This is a genomic window from Microvirga guangxiensis, assembly GCF_900102135.1.
Lineage (GTDB): Bacteria > Pseudomonadota > Alphaproteobacteria > Rhizobiales > Beijerinckiaceae > Microvirga > Microvirga guangxiensis.
The window spans coordinates 338,413-355,138 of record NZ_FMVJ01000003.1; the positions used below are offsets into that span (position 1 = coordinate 338,413).

At 63.6% G+C, this 16,726-nt stretch carries 17 protein-coding genes; 9 read left to right on the forward strand and 8 right to left on the reverse strand.

All coding sequences use genetic code 11. From position 1 onward, the window contains the following. Nucleotides 1-13: 13 nt before the first annotated feature. The gene (locus tag BLP10_RS05170; protein ID WP_091131185.1) at nt 14-793 is read right to left on the reverse strand and encodes a ComF family protein; all 780 of its coding nucleotides are present in this window, start codon (nt 791-793) and stop codon (nt 14-16) included. Nucleotides 794-1,154: 361 nt separating this feature from the next. Between BLP10_RS05170 and BLP10_RS05175 the strand changes: the two genes are divergently transcribed. From BLP10_RS05175 to BLP10_RS05190, 4 genes are all read left to right on the forward strand, one after another. Continuing rightward, nucleotides 1,155-2,039 (forward strand): methyltransferase domain-containing protein, encoded by an 885-nt coding sequence (locus BLP10_RS05175; RefSeq protein ID WP_091131188.1) that lies wholly within the window; start codon nt 1,155-1,157, stop codon nt 2,037-2,039. Between the two features lie 83 nt (nt 2,040-2,122). Then, the gene (locus BLP10_RS05180; RefSeq protein WP_091131191.1) at nt 2,123-2,488 is read left to right on the forward strand and encodes a DUF427 domain-containing protein; all 366 of its coding nucleotides are present in this window, start codon (nt 2,123-2,125) and stop codon (nt 2,486-2,488) included. An 81-nt stretch (nt 2,489-2,569) separates the two neighbouring features. Next, complete coding sequence (locus BLP10_RS05185; protein WP_091132078.1) at nt 2,570-3,718, forward strand: iron-containing alcohol dehydrogenase; 1,149 nt, start codon at nt 2,570-2,572, stop codon at nt 3,716-3,718. A gap of 8 nt (nt 3,719-3,726) precedes the next feature. Further along, nucleotides 3,727-4,161 carry an acyl-CoA thioesterase gene (locus BLP10_RS05190; RefSeq protein ID WP_091131194.1) on the forward strand — a complete coding sequence of 145 codons (435 nt, stop codon included), beginning with the start codon at nt 3,727-3,729 and terminating at the stop codon, nt 4,159-4,161. Here the strand turns inward: BLP10_RS05190 and BLP10_RS05195 are convergent. Further along, nucleotides 4,145-5,062, reverse strand: a complete 918-nt coding sequence (locus tag BLP10_RS05195; protein WP_091131196.1) for a DMT family transporter — start codon at nt 5,060-5,062, stop codon at nt 4,145-4,147. The genes BLP10_RS05190 and BLP10_RS05195 overlap by 17 nt on opposite strands. 4 nt (nt 5,063-5,066) lie before the next feature. Next, nucleotides 5,067-5,492 carry a (deoxy)nucleoside triphosphate pyrophosphohydrolase gene (locus BLP10_RS05200; protein ID WP_091131199.1) on the reverse strand — a complete coding sequence of 142 codons (426 nt, stop codon included), beginning with the start codon at nt 5,490-5,492 and terminating at the stop codon, nt 5,067-5,069. A gap of 111 nt (nt 5,493-5,603) precedes the next feature. Here BLP10_RS05200 and BLP10_RS05205 point away from each other — a divergent pair, with 111 nt between their 5' ends. Further along, nucleotides 5,604-5,981, forward strand: coding sequence for a hypothetical protein (locus BLP10_RS05205; protein ID WP_091131202.1), 378 nt, complete (start codon nt 5,604-5,606; stop codon nt 5,979-5,981). Nucleotides 5,982-5,990: 9 nt separating this feature from the next. Here BLP10_RS05205 and argJ read toward each other — a convergent pair whose 3' ends face one another. Continuing rightward, the gene (argJ, locus tag BLP10_RS05210) at nt 5,991-7,232 is read right to left on the reverse strand and encodes a bifunctional glutamate N-acetyltransferase/amino-acid acetyltransferase ArgJ (protein ID WP_091131206.1); all 1,242 of its coding nucleotides are present in this window, start codon (nt 7,230-7,232) and stop codon (nt 5,991-5,993) included. 155 nt (nt 7,233-7,387) lie between these two features. Between argJ and BLP10_RS05215 the strand changes: the two genes are divergently transcribed. Beyond that, entirely contained in the window at nt 7,388-7,600 is a 213-nt protein-coding gene (locus tag BLP10_RS05215; protein WP_091131210.1) for a hypothetical protein, read from the forward strand. Between the two features lie 82 nt (nt 7,601-7,682). Here the strand turns inward: BLP10_RS05215 and BLP10_RS05220 are convergent, their stop codons facing one another. Continuing rightward, on the reverse strand, nt 7,683-8,594 hold the full coding sequence (locus BLP10_RS05220) for a peptidylprolyl isomerase (protein ID WP_175493785.1): 912 nt from the start codon (nt 8,592-8,594) through the stop codon (nt 7,683-7,685). 254 nt (nt 8,595-8,848) lie between these two features. Here BLP10_RS05220 and secA point away from each other — a divergent pair, with 254 nt between their 5' ends. Further along, nucleotides 8,849-11,662 (forward strand): preprotein translocase subunit SecA, encoded by a 2,814-nt coding sequence (secA, locus tag BLP10_RS05225; RefSeq protein ID WP_091131214.1) that lies wholly within the window; start codon nt 8,849-8,851, stop codon nt 11,660-11,662. A 97-nt stretch (nt 11,663-11,759) separates the two neighbouring features. Then, the gene (locus BLP10_RS05230) at nt 11,760-12,245 is read left to right on the forward strand and encodes a hypothetical protein (protein WP_091131218.1); all 486 of its coding nucleotides are present in this window, start codon (nt 11,760-11,762) and stop codon (nt 12,243-12,245) included. 222 nt (nt 12,246-12,467) lie between these two features. On the opposite strand, the gene BLP10_RS05235 is transcribed toward BLP10_RS05230, so the two are convergent. The 3 genes from BLP10_RS05235 to BLP10_RS05245 all read right to left on the reverse strand — a co-directional run bounded on the left by BLP10_RS05235 (nt 12,468) and on the right by BLP10_RS05245 (nt 15,833). Continuing rightward, nucleotides 12,468-13,751 carry a L,D-transpeptidase family protein gene (locus tag BLP10_RS05235; protein ID WP_091131222.1) on the reverse strand — a complete coding sequence of 428 codons (1,284 nt, stop codon included), beginning with the start codon at nt 13,749-13,751 and terminating at the stop codon, nt 12,468-12,470. Between the two features lie 261 nt (nt 13,752-14,012). Continuing rightward, on the reverse strand, nt 14,013-14,966 hold the full coding sequence (locus BLP10_RS05240) for an acetyl-CoA carboxylase carboxyltransferase subunit alpha (RefSeq protein WP_091131226.1): 954 nt from the start codon (nt 14,964-14,966) through the stop codon (nt 14,013-14,015). A 123-nt stretch (nt 14,967-15,089) separates the two neighbouring features. Beyond that, complete coding sequence (locus BLP10_RS05245; protein WP_091131229.1) at nt 15,090-15,833, reverse strand: class I SAM-dependent methyltransferase; 744 nt, start codon at nt 15,831-15,833, stop codon at nt 15,090-15,092. A 117-nt stretch (nt 15,834-15,950) separates the two neighbouring features. Between BLP10_RS05245 and gloB the strand changes: the two genes are divergently transcribed. Continuing rightward, nucleotides 15,951-16,718: a hydroxyacylglutathione hydrolase gene (gene gloB, locus BLP10_RS05250; protein WP_091131231.1), complete on the forward strand. Its 768-nt coding sequence runs from the start codon at nt 15,951-15,953 to the stop codon at nt 16,716-16,718. The last annotated feature ends 8 nt before the right edge of the window (nt 16,719-16,726 follow it).

The window sequence follows — 16,726 nt, forward strand, 5'->3', positions numbered from 1 at the left end:
GATATAGGGACAATCATGTCTCTGTAACAACTCTCGCGAAGGCCAGAATGTCCACGCAGGCCGCGCCGCCCCGCAAAAGCGCCCTTGAGGCGGCATTGGCGGTGGAGCCGGTGGTGAGCACGTCGTCGATGAGCAGCACCCGCTTGCCCTTCAGCCGGACCTTGGCGTCAGGCGGCACGCGGAAGGCGCCCTGGAGGTTCTCCTGCCGTTGCGCTTTGGAGAGGCCAACCTGCCGGCGCGTTCGCTTGATGCGGTGGAGGAGCGACGGATCGCAGGGCACCCGGCTCTCCTGAGAGACGACCTGAGCCAGGGCCATGGCCTGGTTGAAGCGCCGCTGCCACAATCGCCAGCGATGAAGCGGAACCGGCACGATCACATCCGCGTCCGTCAGCAGTTCCGCACCTGCCCGGCTCATCATAGTCCCCAAGGCGCGGGCCAGCTCCAGCCTGTCATTGTATTTCAGCCGGTGCACCAGCAGGCTCGCAGTACCGTCATATTCCGCCGCCGCCCGGGCCCGCTCGAAAACCGGCGGGTCGGCGATGGCCGCGGGCGAAAGCAGGGGCTGGCCGAGATCGACCTGGAACGGCGTGCCGAGCCGCTCGCAGAACGGGCGCTCGATGAAGCGGATGCCTGACCAGCACGCGGCGCACAGGCCATGAGGCTCGCCGGTCGCGCCCTGACAGGCGATGCAGCTGGGTGGATAGATCAGGCCGAGCGCGGCCTTTGCCAACCGTGAGCCGAAGGACAGCGCAATCTTGGAGGAAAGGTGGCTCGGTTGGGTTTCCAGGGACATGGCTCAAGCGTAGCCGATCGGAAGTTGAAGAGCGAGATACTATTCCCTTCCGCTTGAGGGGAGGGGCAGGGGTGGGGTGGTCTGACTGGGTGAGAGGGTGAACCAGTGATGTCATCCCCGGCGAGCGTCAGCGAGGGAAGGGGATCCATAGCGCAGTGCGTGTGGGTGGCTTCCCTTCCCCTCCCCTCCGCTGCGCTCCGGCCGGGAATGACACTGTCGGCTGTCGTGCGTTCTGGCTGAAAAACGCGCAGCGCTCTGACTGCCCGACCCTTACCTCTGCCCGTAAGAGAGATGGAAGAATACCTCAGTGCGCACAAAACCTCTTTGCGCTTTTCCCATTCCACGCCATATCCAGCGCCTTATGAGCACACCTCTGGTTTTCGACCGCTCCCTTGTCCGCCTGCGCCTCGCCCGTGCGTTGAAGGCCGGCTATGCGGATTTTCTCCTGGCTCGTGCTGTCGAGGATCTGCAGGAGCGGCTCTCGACGGTGCTGCGCACCTTCTCCCTCGCCCTCGATGTAGGAACGCCGACGCCTTTGGCAGCCGACGTGCTGCTGCGGAGCGGCTTAGCGGAGGGCATGGTGCGCCTCTCGCCCACGCCCGAGCCGGGCAGCGTGCTCGGCGATGAGGAGCGGCTTCCCTTCTCCGGCGCGAAGTTCGATCTCGCCGTGTCCCTTCTGGCGCTTCAGGGCGTCAACGACCTGCCCGGCGCGCTCATTCAGATCCGCCGCGCGCTCAAGCCCGATGGCCTGTTCGTCGGAGCGCTGCTTGGCGGCTCGAGCCTGAACGAATTGCGCCAAGCCCTCACCCAGGCCGAGGCCGAGCTGGAGGGCGGGGTCAGCCCGCACGTGGCGCCCTTCGCGGATCTGCGCGACATCGGTGGCCTGCTGCAGCGCGCAGGCTTTGCCCTGCCGGTGACGGATTCCGACATCATCCGCGTGCGCTATGCCAATGCCTTCGCTCTCATGCGCGACCTGCGCGCCATGGGGCTGACCAATGCGCTCAACGACCGCCGCCGCACACCTTTGAAACGCGGCACGCTGATCCGCGCGGCTGAAGTGTATGCCGAGCGATTTGCCGATCCGGACGGGCGCATTCCCGCGACTTTTGAGATCGTGTGGCTCTCCGGCTGGACGCCCCACGAGAGCCAGCAGAAGCCCCTGGCGCCGGGCTCGGCCAAGATGCGGCTCGCCGATGCCTTGGGCGTGAAGGAGGGAGAGACCCCTGCTCAACCGGAGAAAGAATGATCTTTCGTAGCAATGGCCTTGGGCTGCAACCGGGAAGCCCTAGTTCCGTTCTCCAGAGATCAAGTGCTGGAGAGCCCCGTGTCATGAAAGAACCCGGACCGGATCATCCGATCACGATCACGCAGAACCCGCACCGAATCCGGGTCATGCTCGGCGGCTTCATCATCGCCGAGACGACGCAGGCGCTGACTCTTCAGGAAGCCACGCTCCCGCCCGTTCAGTACATTCCGCGGCAGGATGTGCGAATGGATCTCCTCGATTCCACCGATCATGTAAGCCACTGTCCCTACAAGGGCGACGCCTCGTATTTCACGGTCAGCGGCGGCGGCCTGGTGCGCGAGAACGCGGCCTGGAGCTATGAGCAGCCTTCGCCGTCGGTTGCAGCCATCAGGGAACATATCGCCTTCTATCCGGAGAAGGTCGACGACATCGAGGAGTTCCGCGACTGAGGACGCTCGGGCGGCTGGGCTTTTAGTGGGGCTTGCTGAAGCAGCGCCTTGGCTCCACTCTTCGGCAAAACGGATCGCCCCATGCAGCCCTTCACGTTCAACACAGCTCCATCGCTTGTCTTCGGCTCAGGCAGCATCGCGCGGATCGGCGAGATCGCGGCGCGGCATCTCGGTCCGCGCATCGCGCTCGTGACCGATGCCGGTCTGGTGAGGGCAGGCCTCCTCGAGAAGGCGCTATACGCCCTGGAAGAAGCGGGCCTCGCCGTCGATGTGTTCGATGGCGTGGTCGCCGACCCGCCCGAGGCGATCGTGCAGGCCGCTGTTGCGAAGGCCAAGGCCTTCGACGCGCGGGCCGTGATCGGTTTCGGCGGTGGCTCGTCCATCGATGTGGCGAAGCTCGTGGCATTGCTCGCGCGGAGCGGCGAGGACCTGCCCGAGATCTATGGCGTCGGCGTTGCGAAAGGGCCGAGGCTTCCGCTGCTCGCCGTTCCGACCACCGCCGGCACCGGATCGGAGGTCACGCCGATTTCCATCGTGACCACCGGCGCGCATGAGAAGAAAGGCGTGGTGTCGCCGCTCATCATCCCCGACATCGCGCTGCTCGATCCCGATCTGACGCTGGGCCTTCCGCCGCATGTAACGGCCGCCACCGGCGTCGACGCGATGGTTCACGCCATCGAGGCCTATACGTCAATGAGCGCCAACAACAATCCGGTCTCGAAAGCGCTTGCGAAGGAGGCGCTGCACTTGCTCGGGCGCAACATCGAACGCGCTGTGCATCACGGCCAGGATGTCGAGGCGCGGGCCGCGATGCTGCTCGGATCCATGCTGGCGGGACAGGCCTTCGCCAACTCGCCTGTGGCGGCGGTGCATGCGCTCGCTTATCCAATCGGCGGCCATTTCGGCGTGCCGCATGGCCTGTCCAACGCGCTCGTGCTGCCGCATGTGCTGCGCTTCAATGCCAGCGCCTGCGAGCGGGCTTATGCGGAGCTCGCGCCGCATGCTTTTCCTGAGCTTGAAGGAGACGCCAGTGCGGACACGTTCGTCGAGGCGCTGGCTGCCATGTGCGGAAAAGTCGATCTCCCGCCGCGTCTGCGCGATGTCGGCATTCCCCAGGATACGCTGCCGATGCTGGCGGAGGACGCAATGAAGCAGACGCGCCTGCTCGTGAACAACCCGCGTCCGCTGTTGCTGGCCGACGCGCGCGCCATCTACGAAGCGGCCTGGTGAGGCGTCTCATGCCAGAGCGTCCCGCGCGGCTGTCCCGTTCCGCCTTCAAACTCTTTCGCCCCATCGCCACGCGCTGGATGGACAACGATGCCTACGGGCACGTGAACAATGTGCATTACTATTCGTATTTCGACAGTGCCGTGAACGGCTGGCTCATCGAGCAGGGATTGCTCGACTTCGCCAGCGCTCCCGTGATCGGCCTTGTGGTCGAGACAGGCTGCACTTATTTCGAGAGCGTCTCTTTCCCTGAAAAGCTCGAAGCCGGTATCGCCGTGGCGCATCTCGGTCGCTCATCAGTGCGCTACGCGATCGGCATCTTCAGGGAGGGTGGGGAGCTTGCCGCGGCGCAGGGGCACTTCGTCCATGTCTATGTGGATCGGGAAACCCAGCGCCCCGTCGACATCCCGCTGGCAACGCGCGAGGCGCTCAACCGGCTCGCTTGAGCCTACCGGTAAAGGACACGAGCGCGACGCCTGCGAGCACCACCGCGCCGCCGAGGAGTTCGCGCAGGCCCACGCTCTCGTTCAGGAACAGAACCGCGAGAAGAATGGTCCAGACCGGAGCGAGATAGCCCACCATCGAAGCGCGTGTCGGGCCTGTGCGGCGGATCAGGTGCATAAAGAGAAGGATTGGCAGAGCCGTCGACAAGGCGCCAAGGGCCAGAAGCGGCACGATGCTCGAAGGAACGGCAGCGAAGGCCGCAGGTCCCGCCATCACGAGCGCAAGCGCGGTTGCGGCTGTGCCCGAGCCGATCTGCTGACCGAGCGCCATGCGCGCGGGGTTCACGTTCTTGACGGTGCGGACATAGACATTCGCCGCCGCATAACTGCACGACACCAGCACCATGACGATGATTCCGGTGAGGCTGATGCCGCTGTCGGGCAGGGCCGCCGGACCGATCAGGATGCCCATGCCTGCAAAGCCCACGAGAACGCCGAGGAACCGCTGCGGCGTGAGCCTCTCGTCCACGAACATCAGATGGGAGATGGCGGCGACGATGAGCGGAGAGGACGCCTGGATCATCGCAGCCGGCGCCGTGGCGAGCTGCGTCAGCGCATAGGCTACGAGCACATTCGGCAGCCAGCCGTTGAAGGTGCCCAGGAAAGCCCAGACCGGCAGCTCATGACGCTGAGGCAGAATGCTCTTGCCCTGAAACAGGAACCACGCGGCAAGCGACGTTGCCCCGATCACGCCGCGCATGGAGGCGAGCACGAACGGGTTCAGGTTTCCGCTGAGCTTCACGAAAAAGAACGCGCTGCCCCATAACAGGGAGCAGATCAGCAGATTGGACAGGATGAAGGCTGGCGTCGGAGCGGAGCTCGCTCCCGCAGGCTGGGCGGACATGATCTCAAGAGCCGAGAAGATCGAGAAGGAACGGGATCAGCGGCTCGTCCGCCGGCGGCATCGGATAGCTGCGCAGCTCCTGCGGCTTCACCCATTTCAGGGCCTGACCCTCCATGGGCTGCACGAAGCCTTCCCACCGGCGGCAGATGTAGAGCGGCATCAGCAGGTGGAAGCTCTCGTATCCATGGCTCGCGAAGGTCAGCGGTGCGAGGCAGGGCTCCTTCACGGTGATGCCGAGCTCCTCGCGCAGCTCGCGGATCAGCGTTTCCTCGGGCCGCTCACCGGGCTCGACCTTGCCGCCCGGAAACTCCCACAGCCCCGCCAGCTGCTTTCCCTCCGGCCGCTGCGCCAGAAGAATGCGGTTGTCCGCGTCGACCAGAGCGACGGCAACGACGAGGGTGAGCTTGAGAGGCAAGGTGTTCGTGGTCATGTCGGATCGTCACTCATCAGATTCCATGGCGAATGACAATCGTCCGAATAGCCATGGGAATTATTATTATGTTATAAAGTTCGTCATTGCCTCTTCTGAAAGAAGTATCTCATGACGTCCAACATAAAGACTTTCGCCTTTGCCAGCTTCATCGCTCTCACCGGCATGGCAAGCCAAGCCGATGCCTCATGCTCAGGCGCGCCCGTTCCAATCCCCGGTTACTCGGCAGACATCGAAGGCCCGCTCACGGTGAAAGCCGGAACCGGGTGCGCCTTCGGCCTCAACGGCATCGAGGGGGCGATCTCCGAGGTCAAGATCACGCAGATGCCGAGGGTCGGCAAAGCCGGGGTTCAGAACATGAGCGCCTATTACATCGCCAAGCCCGGCTACAAGGGTTCCGATGAGTTCACCTATGTGTTCATCGGAACGGACGCGCATGGCGGTCCGATGCGCATTTCGGTCAAGCGGCAGGTGACCGTCGTTCCCTGATCGGGCCGATCAGCTACGGTAATCGCCGTTGATTTCCACGTAAGCCTTGGTGAGGTCGCAGGTCCATGCGGTGGCCTCGCTGCGGCCCAGGCCGAGATCGACGCGGATCGTGATCTCATCGCCTTTCATGTAGGCGGAGGTCTTCGCCTCGCTGTATTCCGGATCGCGCGCGCCTTTTACCGCCACGCGGATGTCGCCGAACCAGATGGCGAGCTTGTCGCGCTCGGCAGGCTCGCCCGCCTTGCCGACCGCCATGACCACGCGGCCCCAGTTGGCGTCCTCGCCGGCCACCGCCGTTTTGACGAGCGGGGAATTGGCAATCGCCATGGCGATGCGCTTGGCGGAGGTGGCGCCGGTTGCGCCCGTCACCTTCACGGTCACGAACTTGCGCGCGCCTTCGCCGTCGCGGGCGACCTGCTGAGCGAGATCGCAGAGCAGGCTCTCGAGAGCTGCGCGGAATTCCTTCAGGCGGCGGTCGCTCGGCAGGGAGATCGCGGGTGCGCCGCGGGCCGCGGCAGCGCCGGTGGCGAAGAACATCAGCGTGTCGGATGTGGAGGTGTCGCTGTCCACCGTCACGCAGTTGAAGCTCTTGTCGGCGCCTTTCTTCAGGAGCGCCTGCAGCACGGGTGCCGCAATCGGCGCATCGGTAAAGATGAAGGAGAGCATGGTCGCCATGTCGGGCGCGATCATGCCCGCGCCTTTGGCCATGCCGTTGATGGTCACCTCGACGCCGCCGATGGTGGCCGTGCGGGTCGCCACCTTCGGGAAGGTGTCGGTGGTCATGATGGCTTTCGCCGCATCGAGCCAAGCGGAGGGCTTCGCCTTCTTCTCGCAAGCCTCCAGCACGCCCTGGAACTTCGTCGCGTCGAGCGGCTCGCCGATCACGCCGGTGGAGGCGATGAAAACCTGCGAAGCGCGGCAGCCTGCGGCTTCCGCTGCGATCTCGGCGGTGAGCTTCACGGCTTCCGCGCCCTTCTTGCCGGTGAAGGCATTGGCATTGCCGGAATTCACCACGAGCGCGCGGGCGGTGCCTTTGGCAAGGTTCTTGCGGCACCAATCGACGGGAGCCGAGGGGCATTTGGAGCGCGTAAACACGCCTGCCACCGTCGTCTCCTTCGGGAGCGTCACGTAGAGAACGTCGGTCCGGTTCTTGTATCGGATGCCGGCCTCCGCAGTCGCGAGCCGCACGCCTTCGATGGCGGGCAGGGTCGGGAACGTCTTGGGTGCGAGGGGAGACACGGTCTTGGACATGCGATGGGTCTCGGAATGGGGCGGATGGAATACCGTTAGGAAACGCGACCTGTGGTTTTTTAAGGCTTTTTGTCAAGTCAAAGCTGCACGGCCGAGGATCAGGAACGCCGGTGATGTGTCTTCGTTGACCCAATCTGAAAACAACGGAGGCCTTCATGACCGGCAAGCACCCCAAGACCCAGCCCCAGGAACGACCGCGCAGCGACCTCGATGTGGATCCGGGCATCGGACGCTCCAAGGGTTCCAACATGAGCGGCGAAGACCCGCGCGACCTCGACGGTGGGTCGACCTTCCAGGGCGACGTGGAGAACCAGACGAACCGCGAGGGCGGCGTCGATCCCAACCGCATGGGCCGGACGAACAAGTGACCTCGGTTCTCGAAACCGAGACCATCCCAGACGCAAAAAGGGCGGCCTTGAAGGCCGCCCTTTGAATCCAATGCCGTGATCTTTACGGCTGCTTCTGTTCGACCAGGTTGCCCTTGTCGTCGAGTTTCTCGATCTTGGCATCCTTGCGCAGGCTCATGATGAGGTCCTGCTGAGCCTTGCGGCCGAGATACGCCTCGACCTGATCCTTGGTCTCCTCGAAGCTCGGCGCGGGCTTGGCGCGCTTTTCCTCGAGCTTGATCACGTGCCAGCCGAACTGGCTCTTCACGGGATCGGAGATCTGGCCGGGCTCGAGCTTGAAGGCGGCCTCGGCGAAGGGCTCGACCATGCGGTCCTTGGTGAAGAAGCCGAGATCGCCGCCATCGGTCTTGGAACCCGGATCCTTGGAGACTTCACCGGCAACCTTGGCGAAGTCCTCGCCGCCCTTCACGCGGGTCGCGACCTTCTTGGCCTCGTCCTCGTTCTCCACGAGGATGTGGCGTGCGCGCACCTCCTGCTCGGCAGGGATGTTCTTCACGGTTTCATCGTAGAGCTTGCGGGCGGCCTCGGGCGTCACGGCCTTCTTGGCCGTTTCCTCGAGATAGGCGTCCAGCAGGGTCTTGTCCCGGTTATAGGCGAGCTTGCGGGCGAAGTCCGCGCCGCTGCCGATCTTGGCATCTTCGGCGGCCTTGGCGCCGAGCTTCAGGTCGATGAGATAGCCGGTCAGCATCTCGCGCTTCTGCTCGTCGGGAACATTCGGCATCTGCAGGGCCGGATCCTCGGCCGCGACCGCCAGATCCCCTTCCGTAATCTCCACGCCGTTCACCCGGGCGACCACCTTGGCGGGGTCGACGGCGGGCACGGCCGCCGGGGAGGTGGCAGGGGCCGAGGCGGGGGGCGTCTGGGCCAGAGAGGTCTGGAGATAGGCGGCGCCTGCCATGAGGGGCAGGGCGGTGCCGAGGGCGAGAAGGCTTTTACGAACCGTAAGTGGCAGCATGAATGATCCTCTGGTGGGCTGATCGAGCCCACGGACAGCACCGATGAGATGGCCCAACGTGTTTACGTTTGCAAGCGATGGCATATTTATGCCACAGCATCTCGCACGGCGCGGCCCTATTTGGGGTCGGCTGAGGAACGTTAAGGCTGCGCCATTCAGGCACGGCCTTTAAGATGCGTTTCTACATGATTAGGTCTATAAGGCGGCTCCAAAGCCCCTTATCTCCGGATTTATGGAATTTTCGAAGGCTCTCGATGTTCGGTTCTCTCGCGAAGAAAATCTTTGGCTCGGTCAACGATCGCCGGCTGAAGTCCTATCGGCCCAAGGTCGCGGCCATCAACGCGATGGAGGCCGAGCTGGAGGCCCTGTCCGACGAGCAGCTGCGTGCCCGTACGGAAGAGTTCAAGGCCCAGCTCGCCGCCGGCAAGACCCTGGACGACCTCCTCGTTCCGGCTTTCGCCACCGTCCGTGAGGCGGCCAAGCGCACCCTCGGCCAGCGCCACTTCGACGTGCAGCTCATCGGCGGCATGGTGCTCCACGAGGGCTCGATCGCCGAGATGCGCACCGGTGAAGGCAAGACCCTGGTGGCGACCCTGCCGGTCTACCTCAATGCGCTCTCCGGCAAGGGCGTCCACGTGGTTACGGTGAACGACTACCTCGCCAAGCGCGACTCCGAGTGGATGGGGCAGATCTACCGCTTCCTCGGCATGAGCGTCGGCGTGATCGTCCACGGCCTCGACGACGCCGAGCGCGCCCAGGCCTATACCGCCGACATCACGTACGGCACCAACAACGAATACGGCTTCGATTATCTGCGCGATAACATGAAGTACGAGATGGCGCAGATGGTCCAGCGCGGGCACAACTTCGCCATCGTCGACGAAGTGGACTCGATCCTCGTGGACGAGGCTCGCACGCCGCTCATCATCTCCGGCCCGCTCGACGACCGCTCCGAGCTCTACAATGCTATCGACAAGGTGATCCCGCGCCTCGACAAGAGCGATTACGAGGTCGACGAGAAGCAGCGCTCCGTGGCGCTGACCGAGGACGGCACGGAGAAGATCGAGGAGCTGCTGCGCCAGGAGGGCCTCCTGAAGGAGGGCGATCTCTACGATGCGCAGAACGCCACCCTCGTGCACCATATGAACCAGGCCTTGCGCGCGCACACCCTGTTCCAGCGCGACAAGGATTACATCGTCCGCAATGGCGAAGTGGTCATCATCGACGAGTTCACCGGCCGCATGATGCAGGGCCGCCGCTACTCGGAAGGCCTGCACCAGGCGCTCGAGGCCAAGGAGCGCGTGCAGGTTCAGCCCGAGAACCAGACCCTCGCGTCGATCACGTTCCAGAACTACTTCCGCCTCTACGACAAGCTCGGCGGCATGACCGGCACGGCCGCCACCGAAGCGGACGAATTCCTCGAGATCTACAATCTCGAAGTGGTGGAGATCCCCACCAACCGTCCCGTCGCCCGTATCGACGATGACGACGAGGTCTACCGCACGATGGAGGAGCGCTACAAGGCGGTCATCCGCGATGTGGAGGCGTCCTCCGCCAAGGGCCAGCCGATCCTGGTGGGCACCACCTCGATCGAGAAGTCGGAGATGCTCGCGGAGCTTCTCATCAAGGAAGGCTACAAGCTCATCGACTTCGAGGACCCGCAGGCGCTGGAGCCGCTCTATCGAGATGCGCGCGCCGGACGCGGCACGAAGCACTTCGCGGTGCTGAACGCCCGCTTCCACGAGCAGGAGGCCTTCATCGTCGCGCAGGCCGGCGTGCCGGGCGCGATCACCATCGCCACCAACATGGCAGGCCGCGGCACGGACATCCAGCTCGGCGGTAACGCCAAGATGCGCATCGAGCGCGAGCTCGTCGGCGTCGAGGGCGAGGAACGCGCGCGTCGCGAGAAGGAAATCCTCGACGAGGTCGTGGCCTTCAAGGAGCGCGCGCTCGCGGCAGGCGGTCTCTACGTGCTCGGCACCGAGCGCCACGAGTCGCGGCGCATCGACAACCAGCTGCGCGGCCGTTCGGGCCGTCAGGGCGATCCGGGCCGCTCCAAGTTCTACCTGTCGCTCCAGGACGACCTGATGCGCATCTTCGGCTCCGACCGCATGGACGGCATGCTGCAGAAGCTCGGCCTGAAGGAAGGCGAGGCCATCATCCATCCTTGGATCAACAAGGCCATCGAGCGGGCGCAGGCGAAGGTCGAGGCGCGCAACTTCGACATCCGCAAGAACATCCTGAAATACGACAACGTCATGAACGACCAGCGCAAGGTCGTGTTCGAGCAGCGCAAGGAGTTCATGGCGGAAGAGAGCGTGCGCGACACCATCGACGACATGCGCCACGGCGTCATCGAGGACATCGTGGCTCGCGCCATCCCCGAGAACGCCTATGCGGAGCAGTGGGACGTTCAGGGCTTGAAGCAGAACGTCGTCAACTTCCTCAACCTCGACCTGCCGATCGAGGAATGGGCGAAGGAAGAAGGCATCGCGGACGACGAGATCCGCGAGCGCATCACCAAGGCGGCGGACGAGTCTTACGCGCAGCGCGTGGAAGCCAATTCGTCCGAGGTCATGAACTATGTGGAGAAGCAGGTTCTGCTGCAGAGCCTCGATCATCTCTGGCGCGAGCACCTCGTGACCCTCGACCACCTGCGGCAGGTCATCGGCTGGCGCGGTCTTGCCCAGCGCGATCCGCTTAACGAGTACAAGTCGGAAGCCTTCGAACTCTTCAACTCCCTTGTCGGCCACCTGCGCGAGCAGGTGACGGGCCAGCTCATGCGCATCCAGGTTGTCTTCCAGCAGCCTGAAGCCGCTACCCTGCCGCCCATGTTCCCGCAGCATCTCGATCCCGCCACCGGCGAGAACGAGTTCGACATGCCGCAGGGCGCGGCCTTCGGCGAAGGCGGGGCTCAGGGCTTTGCCGCGACCGCCATCAACCCGTCCACGGGCGCTCAGCGCGATCCGAACGACCCCTCATCTTGGGGTCGCGTGAGCCGCAACGAGCCTTGCCCCTGCGGTTCCGGCAAGAAGTTCAAGCACTGCCACGGCCAGTTTGTGGCTTAAGGCGAGAGCTAAGGCAGTTTTAGAAGCCCAGCCTTTGAGCTGGGCTTCTTTGCCGTTATACAGTAGCGGGGCAGACATTCCGCTATAGGGTTATTATATGCAGGAAAAAGGTGATCACTGGTCTGGATTGATTGGTGGATATAGAATTCCCTACGATCCTCGCCCAGCCTTGCAGGCCATTGAGCAGGGAAAGGCTGAGCTTGCCTGGGAAGAGCTGTGGGAGAACCTCTACCATCAAGGTGATGTCGGCTCTGCGTCCTACGCCGCAGTTCCAGAGATTGTCCGTATCATTGCACATACGGAGAAGCCTGACTGGAACACATATGCTCTAATTTCCACAATCGAGGAGGCTCGCCTCAGCGAGCATAATCCGCCTGTTCCCGAGTGGCTTGAGCCGGCTTATCAGGAGGCGTGGAAGAGAGTCCCTGAACTCGCCCTAGTCCATCTTGCACCAGCAAGCGACGAAACTCTTATCTGCAGCATTCTAGCAGCTCTCGCACAGGCTAAAGGCCAGACAACTCTTGGAAAGCTCGCCTTGCTTACGGAAAGAGAGTTGCAGGAGATAATCGCCGACTATAGCTGATCGACCCACCTCTCTAATGAGAATCTTCGCATAGGCGAAGGCTTGCCAGTGGCAGGCTTTTGTTGTGGAGTCTAAATTCCCTTACGTCATCTTTCAGAGCTGCTCCAGGATCCGCACCTTTCAGCTATATGGCTCAACGACGTGGATAGCTAGGACGAGCCCGGCCATCGCGCTGGGCTTTCGCATTGAACGAGTGGGCGCTCCTTAACCTTTTAGAACCTTTTAGTTGGCGACTGCCACATTGACCGGGGTGGAGCTCTGCACTCTCTTCTGAGGCACAGGCTTGTGGACAGGGGCCGTACGCAGGGCGGGGGCGGCCTGTGCCGTCTCGGCGGCCGGCTGCAAGGGCGAGGGGCTGAAGAGATCCGCAACACCGCCGAACATCTTCTTGTAGAAGGGTGTCTCCTGCGACGAGGCAGGTGCAGTGGAGGCCGTTGCCACCGGCGCTGGGGCAGCGGACTGGGGCACGGCGCGGGCGACCAGAGGCTCAGAGGACTCGGCGGGCACTTCCCGCATGGAAGCGAAGGCCAGTGCCGTGGACGGGGTGTCGAGGGTCTCGCGGCCGCTGTCATCAAGCGCGATCTGCTGCGGGCCGGAAGAGATGCCCTCGGTGCGGCTCACATAGCCGAGCCTGCTGTCGGTCACGCCGGACACATTGGCGAGCGCCGTGCGGAAGGATTCGTGCGTGTCGCCGTCATGATAGACGAGCTTGATCGGCTTCGTGCCCTTGGCGACGAGCTCGGCCACCTGCTGCTCATCCTGGGCGTGCTTCTGTGCCACGGCGGCTACGACGGTGGGATCGGCGTTGAACTGATAGCGACGCCCTGCCACGGCCACCGGCACTTCTTCCTTCGTTACCTCGAAGGTGTCGGCACCTTCCTTCAGGTTTTTCCAGAAGGCGATGTTGGGATCGAGACGGTGCTTGGCCAGGTTCTGGGCCGTCATCCGGAACGGATAAGACTGGAACTGGACGGCGCGCTGGCCGCTGGCGAAGGCTTCGCGGGCGATGGAATAGATTTCGGCGATGTTCTGATCCGTCATGGCGAAGCAACCGCGCGAGGAGCACGAGCCGTGGACCATGATATCGCCGCCGTTGCGGCCGAGCGAGCGGTCGAAGGCGTTCGGATAGCCGGTGTCGAACGAGAGATAGAAATTCGAGTTGGGGTTCATCTGCGCCGGGGTAACCGTGTAGAAGCCTTCCGGCACCTGGCGGTCGCCTTCGCGGGTCTTGGGGCCGAGCTGGCCGGACCAGCGGCAGATGGGATAGGTCTTGAGCAGGGCGTACTTGCCGTTCGAGCTGCGCTTCCAGATCTCCAGCTCCGATTCCTTCTTATAGGCCCGGATCAGGATCGGATCTTCCTTGCTCATGCCCTTGGAGGACATGAGGGCCATGGCGGCCGGCGGAATCGGCTGAAGATGGCGGGTGGAGCCTTTGGTGAGATTGCCGTCCTGGCAGGCAGCAAGCGCGAGCATCAGGCTCGCGGCCATAGCAATACGCTTCATCATGGGGGACCCCGCATTTCTGATCTGCCGGCGTTATGCCTGACAGTTCCCCTTAACCCTTAAACCGTTAGCCTTAACTGGCCCTTACTGCAAGCGGAGCCGTCATGTTGTGATGGTTAACGAGAGGTAAATTCGCCTCTTCGGGGGAATGTATTGCTGGGCTTATCCTCCCGGAGAGGCATGCCTTTGGAGGAGCCAGGGTTCCGAAAGCTTCAGGGCTGCTCTCGTGAAAGAGCAGCCCCGGTTTGGAATCTTGGGCGTTGCTTAGAGCTTGCGGCCGATATTGAGGAACTTCTCGGCCCGGTGATCCCGAATTTCCGCGGGGCCCATGTTGCCGAGGTCGTGGAGAGCTTCCTCGATGGCGTTGCCGGCGGCCTGAATGGCGGCCTGCGGGTCCCGGTGCGCGCCGCCCACGGGCTCGGTCACGATCCCGTCGATGATTCCCAGCCGCAGGAGATCCTGGGCGGTGATCTTCATGTTCGTGGCGGCGTCCTGAGCACGGGCGGCATCGCGCCAGAGAATCGAGGCCGCGCCTTCGGGCGAGATCACGCTGTAGATGGCATGCTCCATCATCAGCACCTTGTTGGCGGTTGCGATAGCAATCGCGCCGCCCGAGCCGCCCTCGCCGATGACAAGGGAAACGTTCGGCACGCCAAGGCCCAGCTGCGCCTCGGTGGAGCGGGCGATGGCCTCGGCCTGTCCGCGCTCCTCCGCTTCGATGCCGGGATAGGCGCCGGCGGTGTCCACGAAGGAGAGGACGGGAAGGCCGAAGCGGTCCGCCATTTCCATCAGGCGCACGGCCTTGCGGTAGCCCTCAGGACGCGCCATGCCGAAATTGTGCCGGATGCGGGTTTCCGTGTTGTGGCCCTTCTCCTGGCCCAGCACGCAGACCGGTTGGCCCCGGAAGCGCCCGAAGCCGGCCAGGATGGCCTCGTCCTCGGAGAACTTGCGGTCGCCGGCGAGGGGCGTGAACTCGGTGATCAGGCCGGCGCAGTAATCGACGAAGTGAGGCCGCTGCGGGTGGCGCGCGACCAGGGTCTTCTGCCAGGGCGTGAGCTTGGAATAGAGATCCTTGAGGGCGTCCGCCGCCTTGACCTCCAGGCGCGAGACATCGTCGGAGATGGAGACGGCATTGCCGTTCTCACCCAGGGCCCGGAGCTCTTCGACCTTCGCCTCAAGCTCGGCGACGGGCTTTTCGAAATCGAGATAACTGCGCATCAGACTCTATAAAGATGAAAGCCGGCGTGAGGGAATAGCCTTGCCGGAGCGGGGCGGACACTGGCGATTCAGGGGCCCCAAGTCAAGTTGAGCCCCGTCTTACTCCCCTAAAACCGGGCAAAATCAAGGAAGATCCCCAATTCGGGACGCAGTTGCCGGTACGAAAACCGGGGCGGTACGGCGGGAGCGGCGTACCGCCATGACCGTTCCGGGGCGATAAAGCTGCTTGGTGGCCTCCACGATGTGAAGGCCCGCGAACGGCAGGGAGAAGCCGGCGCCGATGCTCTCCCAGGCCTGGGCAGTCCCGAGCACCAGGCGGCTGGTGAGCGGCGGCACGTAGAGGGTTTCCGCCCAGCCTTCCGGCGAGAACCAGGTCTGCCGCATGAGACTTTTCAGCTGCGAGCGGCTATAGGGCTGGCCATAGCCGAAGGGTGTCGTGTCCATGCGGGCCCACAGGCCGCGCCGGTTGGGAGCCACCATGATGATGCGTCCGCCCGGCGTCAGAATGCGCCAGATCTCGTGCAGAAGCTCGCTCGGACTTTCCACCGTTTCGAGGGCATGCACCACGAGCACCCGGTCGATGGAGGCGTCTGGCAGGGGCATCATGAGCGGATCGACGAGAGCCGAAGCCGAGGCGCCCGTGCTCGGCCAGTTCACTACGCCCTGATGGGCGGGCATGAAGGCGATGGTCCGCTCGGCTTCGCTCCGGGCGGTCGAAAGATAGGGCGGCGCATAGCCGAGCCCGAGCACGCGCAGGCCTGTCAGCGGTCCCCAGAACCGGTTGATGGCCCGTCCGACATAGCGGCGGGTCACGGTGCCGAGGGGACTCGCATAAAAGCTGCGCAGATCGGTGATATCGATGCTCATGGCCTCGTCAGGATGCCTCTCGATCTGCTTCGACGGAGCGTATCCATCGCATGGGGACTGGTTTCACCCCTTGAGTGTTCCATGATAGCTCAAAGTGCATCAAGACAGGTTTCCTCGATGTCAGCCCAGATACACGCCTTTCTCTGCCTGCAGGACAATATCGGTGTTCTGATCCACGATCCCAATACCGGCGCTTGCGCAGCCATCGACGCGCCGGAGGAGGAAGCGATCCTCGCGGCCCTCGCCGAGAAGGGCTGGACGCTCACCGACATTCTCGTCACTCACCGCCACAGCGATCACGTGCAGGGGATCGACGGCCTCAAGCGCCGCACCGGCTGCCGGGTGGTGGCGCCCGCCAAGGCCCGCGAGGCGGTGCCCTCCGCCGATGTCTGGGTGGGCGAAGGCGACGGCGTGCTGGTGGGGACTCTCGAGGCGCGCGTTCTCGAGACGCCCGGCCATTGCGCGGATCATGTTTCGTATTGGTTCGAACAAGATCGTGCGCTGTTCGCCGGCGATACGCTTTTCACTCTCGGCTGCGGGCGCATGTTCGAGGGCACGTACGCCGATTTCTGGAAGTCGCTGCAGCGGCTTGCCGCCTTGCCCGACAACACGCAGGTGTATTGCGGTCATGATTACACGCTCTCCAATGCGCGCTTCGCGCTTGCAGCTGATCCCGACAATGCTGCGCTGAAGGCGCGCGTCAGGCAAGCCGAGCAGGCGAAGGCGGAAGGCCGCTTCCTGGTGCCGTCGACCATTGAACAGGAAAAGGCCACCAACCCATTCTTGAGGGCAGGGGAGCTTAGTGTGGCGAAAACCGTTCATAAGGAAGGTGCTGCGCCCGTAGAGGTCTTTCAATCCCTGCGCGAATGGAAGAACACGTTCTGACGGCAACG

Excerpts from the sequence above, each read along its gene's own strand:
- BLP10_RS05170 (WP_091131185.1), bottom strand. The coding sequence starts at position 793 with ATGTCCCTGGAAACCCAACCGAGCCACCTTTCCTCCAAGATTGCGCTG.
- BLP10_RS05175 (WP_091131188.1), top strand. The coding sequence starts at position 1,155 with ATGAGCACACCTCTGGTTTTCGACCGCTCCCTTGTCCGCCTGCGCCTC.
- BLP10_RS05180 (WP_091131191.1), top strand. The coding sequence starts at position 2,123 with ATGAAAGAACCCGGACCGGATCATCCGATCACGATCACGCAGAACCCG.
- BLP10_RS05185 (WP_091132078.1), top strand. The coding sequence starts at position 2,570 with ATGCAGCCCTTCACGTTCAACACAGCTCCATCGCTTGTCTTCGGCTCA.
- BLP10_RS05190 (WP_091131194.1), top strand. The coding sequence starts at position 3,727 with ATGCCAGAGCGTCCCGCGCGGCTGTCCCGTTCCGCCTTCAAACTCTTT.
- BLP10_RS05195 (WP_091131196.1), bottom strand. The coding sequence starts at position 5,062 with ATGTCCGCCCAGCCTGCGGGAGCGAGCTCCGCTCCGACGCCAGCCTTC.
- BLP10_RS05200 (WP_091131199.1), bottom strand. The coding sequence starts at position 5,492 with ATGACCACGAACACCTTGCCTCTCAAGCTCACCCTCGTCGTTGCCGTC.
- BLP10_RS05205 (WP_091131202.1), top strand. The coding sequence starts at position 5,604 with ATGACGTCCAACATAAAGACTTTCGCCTTTGCCAGCTTCATCGCTCTC.
- argJ (WP_091131206.1), bottom strand. The coding sequence starts at position 7,232 with ATGTCCAAGACCGTGTCTCCCCTCGCACCCAAGACGTTCCCGACCCTG.
- BLP10_RS05215 (WP_091131210.1), top strand. The coding sequence starts at position 7,388 with ATGACCGGCAAGCACCCCAAGACCCAGCCCCAGGAACGACCGCGCAGC.
- BLP10_RS05220 (WP_175493785.1), bottom strand. The coding sequence starts at position 8,594 with ATGCTGCCACTTACGGTTCGTAAAAGCCTTCTCGCCCTCGGCACCGCC.
- secA (WP_091131214.1), top strand. The coding sequence starts at position 8,849 with ATGTTCGGTTCTCTCGCGAAGAAAATCTTTGGCTCGGTCAACGATCGC.
- BLP10_RS05230 (WP_091131218.1), top strand. The coding sequence starts at position 11,760 with ATGCAGGAAAAAGGTGATCACTGGTCTGGATTGATTGGTGGATATAGA.
- BLP10_RS05235 (WP_091131222.1), bottom strand. The coding sequence starts at position 13,751 with ATGATGAAGCGTATTGCTATGGCCGCGAGCCTGATGCTCGCGCTTGCT.
- BLP10_RS05240 (WP_091131226.1), bottom strand. The coding sequence starts at position 14,966 with ATGCGCAGTTATCTCGATTTCGAAAAGCCCGTCGCCGAGCTTGAGGCG.
- BLP10_RS05245 (WP_091131229.1), bottom strand. The coding sequence starts at position 15,833 with ATGAGCATCGATATCACCGATCTGCGCAGCTTTTATGCGAGTCCCCTC.
- gloB (WP_091131231.1), top strand. The coding sequence starts at position 15,951 with ATGTCAGCCCAGATACACGCCTTTCTCTGCCTGCAGGACAATATCGGT.